3 protein-coding genes and 2 rRNA genes are annotated in these 8,483 nt (G+C 59.0%); all 5 read right to left on the reverse strand.

Annotated features, from left to right (window positions below; genetic code table 11):
• Positions 1 to 362 precede the first annotated feature (362 nt).
• The 5 genes from DW029_RS10480 to DW029_RS10500 all read right to left on the reverse strand — a co-directional run bounded on the left by DW029_RS10480 (position 363) and on the right by DW029_RS10500 (position 8,094).
• Complete coding sequence (locus DW029_RS10480) at positions 363 to 1,784, reverse strand: 6-phospho-beta-glucosidase (RefSeq protein WP_118346049.1); 1,422 nt, start codon at positions 1,782 to 1,784, stop codon at positions 363 to 365.
• 127 nt (positions 1,785 to 1,911) lie between these two features.
• Entirely contained in the window at positions 1,912 to 3,339 is a 1,428-nt protein-coding gene (locus DW029_RS10485) for a PTS transporter subunit EIIC (RefSeq protein WP_118346050.1), read from the reverse strand.
• Between the two features lie 108 nt (positions 3,340 to 3,447).
• Positions 3,448 to 4,299: a PRD domain-containing protein gene (locus DW029_RS10490; RefSeq protein WP_118346051.1), complete on the reverse strand. Its 852-nt coding sequence runs from the start codon at positions 4,297 to 4,299 to the stop codon at positions 3,448 to 3,450.
• A gap of 559 nt (positions 4,300 to 4,858) precedes the next feature.
• Positions 4,859 to 4,974: ribosomal RNA gene (gene rrf / locus DW029_RS10495) — 5S ribosomal RNA — on the reverse strand.
• 146 nt (positions 4,975 to 5,120) lie between these two features.
• Positions 5,121 to 8,094 (reverse strand): 23S ribosomal RNA (locus tag DW029_RS10500).
• Positions 8,095 to 8,483 lie beyond the last annotated feature (389 nt).

The following is an 8,483-nucleotide window of genomic DNA, read 5'->3' on the forward strand; positions in this document are numbered from 1 at the left end:
GTTCTGTTTGATAGGAAAAGGAATTTCTCGGGGCCGCCTCTCGGCGGCCTTGCGAAAAACAAATCCAAGTCAGACCATTTCAAATGGTTCGATGTCTGCCCGGATGCGACACTGAATGTGTCCATCCTCGCAGTATCCGGTTCTCAAGGTGCACGCCTGCGCGGCTGATCCGGTTCGACCGGGCCGCGCGGCAAGGAGATATATTGCCAGACCGGAGGGGCCCCGGGGGCGGGAATCTGGGCGCACACATTTCCTACATTTATCTACTCTCACGTTTAGCGTGCGCTCATCTTCCGCTATTTCCTATACAGACCTTCAGCTTGGATAAGTCATGCCCGCAGCAAGCGCAGCCTTACATCTTGCTAGCTCAGGTCCTCTCCATTTGAGGAGATCACCTTTTTATACCAATCAAATGATTTCTTCTTCGTTCGCTTTCGTGTGCCATTTCCCTCGTCGTCCAAATCGACGTAGATAAAGCCGTAACGCTTACTCATCTGGCCTGTTGCTACTGATACAAGGTCAATTGGACCCCAGCACGTGTAACCCATGAGGTCGACGCCGTCCTCCTCCACCGCATCTTTCATAGCCTTTAAATGGGCACGCAAATACTCGATACGGTAGTTGTCCTCTATATAACCTTCTTCATTGGGCTCATCCACGGCGCCGAGGCCGTTCTCAACAATAAAGAGCGGCTTTTGATAGCGGTCGTAAACATCGTTCATGGTGATTCGCAATCCCAACGGGTCGATAAAGCGTCCCCAAGGCTCGAGCTTGAGATAGGGATTGGGCGCACTCTTGAGGAGGTTGGAGTCGTATTTGCCTTCCGCGTTCGCCTCGACCACGCGCGTGGAATAATACGAGAACGAAACGAAGTCAACGGTATTGGCAGCAAGCACCTCGCGGTCATCCTCGTCCCAAGGAATTTTGAACCCCTGACGCTCGTACTCCTTGAGTACGTAACAGGGATATACTCCGCGCACCTGCACGTCCGTAAACATATAATGTTTACGGTTCTCGTCCTGTGCCGCCTTGATGTCGGCAGGATTGCACGTAGCGGGGTAGTAAATCCCCGCGTTGAGCATGCACCCGATCTGCCCTCCAGGAACAAACTCGTGGCATGCGCGCACCGCCCGCGCGCTCGCCACAAGCACGTGGTGCACCGCCGAGTATATGGAGCGATAACGATCCTCGCCCTCGTGGAAGATGATGCCCGCACCCATAAAACAGGCCGACGTCATGATGTTAATCTCGTTAAAGGTAAGCCAGTACCGCACCTGTCCGGCGTAGCGCGTAAAGACAGTCCGTGCAAACCGCTCAAAAAACTCGACAAGAGCCCGGTTTCGCCAACCACCGTACGCGGTCACGAGGTGCATCGGCATGTCATAGTGGTTGAGCGTGACCACGGGCTCGATTCCCTGCTCACGACAGGCGCGAAATACATCCTCGTAAAATGCAAGGCCTTCCTCGTTGGGCTCGGCGTCATCACCATTGGGGAAGATGCGGCTCCACGCAATCGAGAGGCGCAGCGCCTTGAAACCCATCTCGCCAAAGAGCGCGATATCCTCTCGGTAATGATGATAGAAATCAATGGCCTCGCGTGCAGGGTAATAGCGCCCCGGCTCAGCCTCGAGGGGCACATCGCCACCCCGGATAACAGCAATGCGCCCTTCACCAAAGGGAAGCAGGTCGGCGTTGGCGAGACCTCGACCTCCTTGGTCAAAACCACCTTCGCATTGGTTGGCGGCAAGTGCTCCGCCCCAGAGAAAATCAGAACGTAGTGGCATGAGACCCTCCTCTACTTAGATTGACAATGGACCGCCCGCCTCGCGACGAGCGGTCCGTTTCGAGCGCATGGGACTTAGGCATCGGGAGGGGATCCCGCGCCGAGATCGCCTCATGCGGAATCAGCGCTTAGGCTTCCATGGCGTCCTCGGCGTCTTTCTCGGTAGCTTCGCGGTTATCAAAACCAAAGACCATGCAGAGGGCAAAGGTCACCGCAAAACCAATGAAGCAGCCGATAGCGCCGGGGACGATATCCTGACTGAACTTGATAACGTTCATCCATGGGAAGCCAACACCCGAGAAGATGAAAATGCGTGCATTCAGCAGGCCGCACACAAGACCGCCTGCCGCGCCACCGATCATTGACCAGGCAAGGGCCTTCTTATCGCGCAGGAGAATGACGTAAATAATGGGCTCTGAGACGCGACCGAGCGCATAGGTGGCAAGCGTAGTCCAACCGAGCTGGCGGTTTGCCTTGCCCTTAGCGCGAATGCCATATGCAAGCGCAACGGCAAAGGTCACGTAGACCACCACGGTCGTACCCGGAGTGCACACAGCGTCATAACCAACCTCGAGCCAGCCAGGCATCATAGCGGTAAGGATGGGCACATGCATGCCAGTGGCAATAACGAGGTTCCACGTTGCACCGACCACGAGGCCGCACAGCGGCCCGGCATTTGCGCCGAGCCAGATGATGATATTGGCAATGATGCCCATAACGAAGGAGACTGCCGGCCCAAAGACGCACAGCGCCAGCGGCAGCATGATAAGCATGGTTCCCACGGGAATCACAAGGATTCGCAGCATATCCGGGCAGAACTTCTTGATGAGGCCCTCGACGTAGGACTGAACCCACACGATAAGAATGATCGGCAGCACCGACTGCGTGTAGTTAACAAGCGTCATGGGAATGCCGTACACGTCGAAGGGAGCACCCTCTTCGACGATGGCGAGCATGCTCGGGTGAATCATGATGACGGCGGTCATGAGCGCGAGCACCGGACTCGTTTTGAACTTCTTTGCCGCCGCATAGGCGCCAAAGACCGGAAGGAAGTAATAAGCCGCATCGCCCACGAGAGTGAAGAGCTGGTACATGTTGCTCTCCTCGGAGAGTAAACCCGCGCCCTCCGGTCCGAGCAGAATGGTGAACATGCGAAAGATTCCCGCAATGCAGAAGATCGGCAGAATGGGAGCAATCGATCCGCTCACCGCATCCAAGATGAGGTTGCCGATGCGTTTGGGCGCGAAACGCTCCTTGAACGGAAGCTTTGGGGCGTCGAGGTTCTCGTCGATGGCCTTCTGCGCATCAAAGCCGCCCTCCTTGCAAACGGCGTCGTACACCTTGTCGACGGTCGGGCCGATCACAAGCTGGACTTGCCCGCCGGCACGCACCACGCTGATGACCTCGGGGATGGCGTTCAAGGCATCATCCGACGCGAGCCCTTCGTCTTTAAGCACGAAACGCAGGCGCGTCATGCAGTGCGTCACGTTGGAAATGTTCTCCTTGCCACCAACGGTATCGATGATCTTGCTGGCAAGTTTTCGATCGTTTGTCATGGTTCCTCCTTACATGCCGAATAGCCTCGGCACAGTTGACATTTATCGTCGTACACGGAGGTCATGCCCTGCCCTAGCACAGGTTACAATCCTTCTAGTCCGTTCTGATTAACGGTTCTGGTCCTGGTTTTGCTGCGAGCAAACGCGGTTGACGTGGAGCAAAAGGTAGAGCTTTTCATCGTCAGTGAGCCGCGTGCCCCACGAGTGCTCAATATAGCCGCTGATATGGTCGATACAGCTCGCAAGCTCGGGGAATTCTTCCCGCGAGTTGCCGTAGAGTGCCAAATTAGCGCTGCTAATTTTCTCTCCGCCCTGGATACGGCGAAATAAATACTGCACATGCGTGGCAAAGCGCGAGTATTCAAATGTATCGCGATCGATAATCGTGCGAAAATCGCGCTCGACGATGGCAGTAACCTCATTGAGCAGCTGCTCAAACGAACACGCACGGCTGCTTGATGCCTCCACCTCGGTACCCGTCTTGGCGTTGACCAGGTTCATGGCAATGCCGGCAACCTCTTCGTTCGGAAGCACTACGCCCATCTCTTGCCGCAGACGTGCCACGATATATCGACCAATCTTGAACTCGAGCGGGTAAAGCTGCTGCACGTCATAGGCGAACGTCATGTCGAAGCGAATGCCCTTCTTTTGGCGCGCAATCGCAAAGGAAAGATGGTCGGCCATGATCAAAACCGCATTGGGGCTTAGCTCATAGGGAAGCTCATTGGTAACAATGTCCATGACCCTTGCCGTAAAGATAAGCACGTCCGCGGGCAGGTCCTGCATGATGCGCTGCCCCTTGGTATCGACGCTGTAGAACGTCCGCTCGATAGCTGCCATGTCGAGCTCCCGTGGGAAGTCTCCTCCAAAGCCGATGCCCTTACCCAGCGCCACGACCTCACGGTTTAAGCTGTCTCGGCAGACAACGGCATTGTTATTGAGCTTTCTGATCGCCAGCATAGATGCGCACCCCCTCTCTTCATCATATCAGGCGCAAACTGCACAGGAACACAAAATGGGGGCATGACCCGATGGATAAACCATCTACGGTCATGCCCCCAAATGAGTGACACCCGAAGCTATGTGCCTTTGTATATCTAACGTACCCAAACCGGGCAAAACGCAGACGGCCATGCTCCCTAGAGATAACAACCCGTCATGCATATACTTTTATAGTATACAGTCGCCTTCACGTCAAGATAACGCGTGTATGATTCCGGCGAGCGGTACGAAACCTTCAGCCGGTGCATCGCTTTTGAGCGTGCAATTCACTCAGGTTTTTTGCTGAGCGTGTTTACGGTCTGACCACGAGTACACAGGGGCACACCCAGCAGCACCATGCCTAATTGATGGCAAAACGGAGCGCCCGAAGGCACCCCGTTGCAGGCTCTCCAAAGGGATGTCTCAAATGGACGCGACCTAAAGGGTCGCAGGTTAGCTTAACCGCCCGAACGCAAAAAAGGGGGAGGCCGCGAGGCCTCCCCCTTCTCATTTCGATGACGGCTCGGTGCCGTCCACCGGTCAGCGGCGCCCTGGCCTCCCACGGGCTGGCCCCGCAGTACTCTCGGCGCGATGGGGCTTAGCTTCCGGGTTCGGAACGGGACCGGGCGTGCCCCCCATGCTCTGGCCGCTGACCGGTGGGCGGCGCCCACCGTTACGGTGTCCTGGGTCGATATCTGCGTGCCCTGGGGGCCGCATGGCGCATAGGAGGAGTCGACTCGGGGGCATCCTCGTGCCCGGACCGCGCATGAGCGCTAGGTCCCGCGGGCCGCGAGGTGCGGTTCCGGAAGAGCTCGGGCGATTAGTGCGGCTCGGCTGAGGCTGTCGCCAGCCTTGCACCTGCCGTCTATCGACCAGGTAGTCTACCTGGGCCCTTACCGGAAGGAGAACTAATCCCTGGAACGGCTTCCCGCTTAGATGCCTTCAGCGGTTATCCGCGCCGCACGCGGCTACCCGGCCGTGCCGTTGGTCGACAACCGGTTCACCGGAGGTGCGTCCACCCCGGTCCTCTCGTACTGGGGGCAGCCTCCATCGATTCTCCTGCGCCCACGGAGGATAGGGACCGAACTGTCTCACGACGTTCTGAACCCAGCTCGCGTACCGCTTTAAACGGCGAACAGCCGTACCCTTGGGACCTGCTCCAGCCCCAGGATGCGATGAGCCGACATCGAGGTGCCAAACCTTGCCGTCGATGTGGACTCTTGGGCAAGATCAGCCTGTTATCCCCGGAGTACCTTTTATCCGTTGAGCGACGGCCCACCCACTCGGGGCCGCCGGATCACTAGAGCCTGCTTTCGCACCTGCTCGGCTCGTGGGCCTCGCAGTCAAGCCCGCTTGTACTCTTGCATTCAAAAGGACGGTTGCCGACCGTCCCGAGCGGACCTTCGCGCGCCTCCGTTACCCTTTAGGAGGCGACCGCCCCAGTCAAACTGCCCGCCTGGCACGGTCCCCGAGCCGGGTGACGGCCTCGGGTTAGGACGCCGGTCGCGCGAGGGCAGTATTCCAAGGGCGGCTCCCCGGGGGCTGGCGCCTCCGGATCTGTGCCTCCTGCCTATCCTCTACACGCGGGACCAGCGGCCAATGCCAAGCTGCAGTGAAGGTTCACGGGGTCTTTCCGTCCTTCCGCGGGTAAGTCGCATCTTCACGACCAGTGCAATTTCACCGGGTCCATGGTCGAGACAGCGCCCAAGTCGTTGCGCCTTTCGTGCAGGTCGGAACTTACCCGACAAGGAATTTCGCTACCTTAGGACCGTTATAGTTACGGCCGCCGTTTACCGGGGCTTGGCTTCGGGGCTTCGCGCGGTGCGCTAACTCCTCCGCGTGACCTTCCGGCACCGGGCAGGCGTCAGACCCTATACGTCGCCTTGCGGCTTCTGCAGAGTCCTGTGTTTTTGGTAAACAGTCGCTTGGGCCTCTCCACTGCGGCCCGCCTCCGCTCCCGGAGCAAGTCCGTTCACGTACGCGCGGGCACCCCTTCTCCCGAAGTTACGGGGCCATTGTGCCGAGTTCCTTGACCATGGTTGACCCGATCGCCTCGGTATGTTCTACCCACCCACCTGTGTCGGTTTGCGGTACGGGCGCGCACGCGCCTGCCTAGGGGTTTTTCTAGGGACCTCGGGCTCACTCGCTTCGCTTAAGTGCTTCGTCCGGAGCCTCGCCCTTCTGCGGACCGGATTTCCCTGGTCCGCGGGCCGCGCTCCATCACGGGGACGTCCAGAACCCCGCCGAGCCACCCCCATCCGTCGCCCCGTCGGTCGTAGCGCCGCGTGCGCGGTGCAGGAATGTCTGCCTGCTGCGCGTCGGCTACGCCTTCCGGCCTCGCCTTAGCCCCCGACTGACCCTGGGAGGATTAGCCTTGCCCAGGAAACCTCGGGTTCACGGCGGACGAGTTACTCTCTCGTCTCTCGCTACTCATGCCAGCATTCTCACTCCCATGCGCTCCACCGCCGGTCGCCCGGCGGCTTCCCCGCCCATGGGAAGCTCCCCTACCGATTCTGTAAGTCAAAATCCCGCCGCTTCGGTGTCCAGCTTAGCCCCGTGTATTGTCGGCGCATGTCCACTCGACCAGTGAGCTGTTACGCACTCTTTGAATGCATGGCTGCTTCTAAGCCAACATCCTGGTTGTCTGGGCGGACGCACATCCTTTGCCACTCGGCTGGAACTTGGGGACCTTAGCGGGCGGTCCGGGCTGTTTCCCTCTCGAGCACACAGCTTAGCCCACATGCTCTGACTGCCGCGCTCTGGGCCGCCGGCATTCGGAGTTCGGTTGGATTCGGTAGGCGGCGAAGCCCCCTCGTCCATCCGGTGCTCTACCTCCGGCGGTGAACGCGCGACGCTAGCCCTAAAGCTATTTCGGGGAGAACGAGATATCTCCGGGTTTGATTGGCCTTTCACCCCTATCCGCAGGTCATCGCCGCCGTTTTCAACCGACGTGCGTTCGGCCCTCCACGGGGTCTTACCCCCGCTTCAGCCTGCCCACGGATAGCTCACCCGGCTTCGCGTCCGCGGCGCGGGACTCAAGTCGCCCTGTTAAGGCTCGCTTTCGCTACGGCTCCCTTCCGGTTAACCTCGCCCCGCGCCAGCGACTCGCTGGCTCATTCTACAAAAGGCACGCCGTCACACCATAAAGGTGCTCCGACTGCTCGTGGGCGCACGGTTTCAGGTACTGTTTCACTCCCCTCCCGGGGTGCTTTTCACCTTTCCCTCACGGTACTGGTGCGCTATCGGTCACAGGGTAGTACTCAGGCTTGGATGGTGGTCCACCCAGGTTCGGACCGGGTTTCACGTGCCCGGCCCTACTCAGGGACCGCGTCGCGCCGTCCGGTCTGGGTTCGCGTACGGGGCTGTCACCCGCTGCGGCCGGCCCTCCCATGCCGTTCCGCTCCCCAGCCGGACCTGCGCCCGGGGGCGGCAGCCCCCGGATGCGCGGCCCTGCAACCCCGCCGGCGGAACCCCTGCCGGGTATGCCCGCTCGACGGTTTGGCCATCGGTCCCCTTTCGCTCGCCGCTACTCGGGGAGTCTCGAGATTGATTTCCTCTCCTCCGGGTACTTAGATGTTTCAGTTCCCCGGGTTGTCCTCCCCCCGCCTATGCGTTCGGCGGGGGGATATCCACACCTCTGTGGATGGGTTCGCCCATTCGGAGACCCCCGGGTCGAAGGATGTGTGCTCCTCGCCGGGGATTATCGCAGCTTGCCGCGTCCTTCATCGGCTCCCTGTGCCAAGGCATCCGCCGTGCGCCCGTGGTATCTTGCGGGACCGCTCCGGGCCCGCGGGATATCCACGTGTCGCTAATTAAGTTAATTAATCGATATCATGAATAGCGCTCGTATGTCGCAATTCGGGTATCTCATACCGCGGCACAGCCAATGTACTGTGCTCGCGATCAGATGCTCCTCACTCATTTGATAAGTGAATTCTTCTTGTTTGGATCGGATGAATGATTGCTATCATTCTGTCTGATAAATCGCAGAAAAGAATCGAGTCTGGAAGAAGTATCTTCCATCTCTCTCCTATCGCTATGCGGCTCTCAAGGTACGCGGGTGCGACCCCGGGGACCGGGTGCTGCGGGGACGTATCCTGGCGGACATCTACCGGACGGGCTCCTGCCCCCCATTCGAGTTAAAGTTTGTCTCTCTAAGAACG

It is taken from the genome of Collinsella sp. AF38-3AC (genome assembly GCF_003474365.1).
In the GTDB taxonomy this organism is placed as follows: domain Bacteria; phylum Actinomycetota; class Coriobacteriia; order Coriobacteriales; family Coriobacteriaceae; genus Collinsella.

Bases quoted from the DNA above. Each gene is read 5' to 3' on its own strand.
- DW029_RS10485 (WP_118346050.1), bottom strand. From the start codon at position 3,339: ATGACAAACGATCGAAAACTTGCCAGCAAGATCATCGATACCGTTGGT.
- DW029_RS10490 (WP_118346051.1), bottom strand. From the start codon at position 4,299: ATGCTGGCGATCAGAAAGCTCAATAACAATGCCGTTGTCTGCCGAGAC.
- DW029_RS10480 (WP_118346049.1), bottom strand. From the start codon at position 1,784: ATGCCACTACGTTCTGATTTTCTCTGGGGCGGAGCACTTGCCGCCAAC.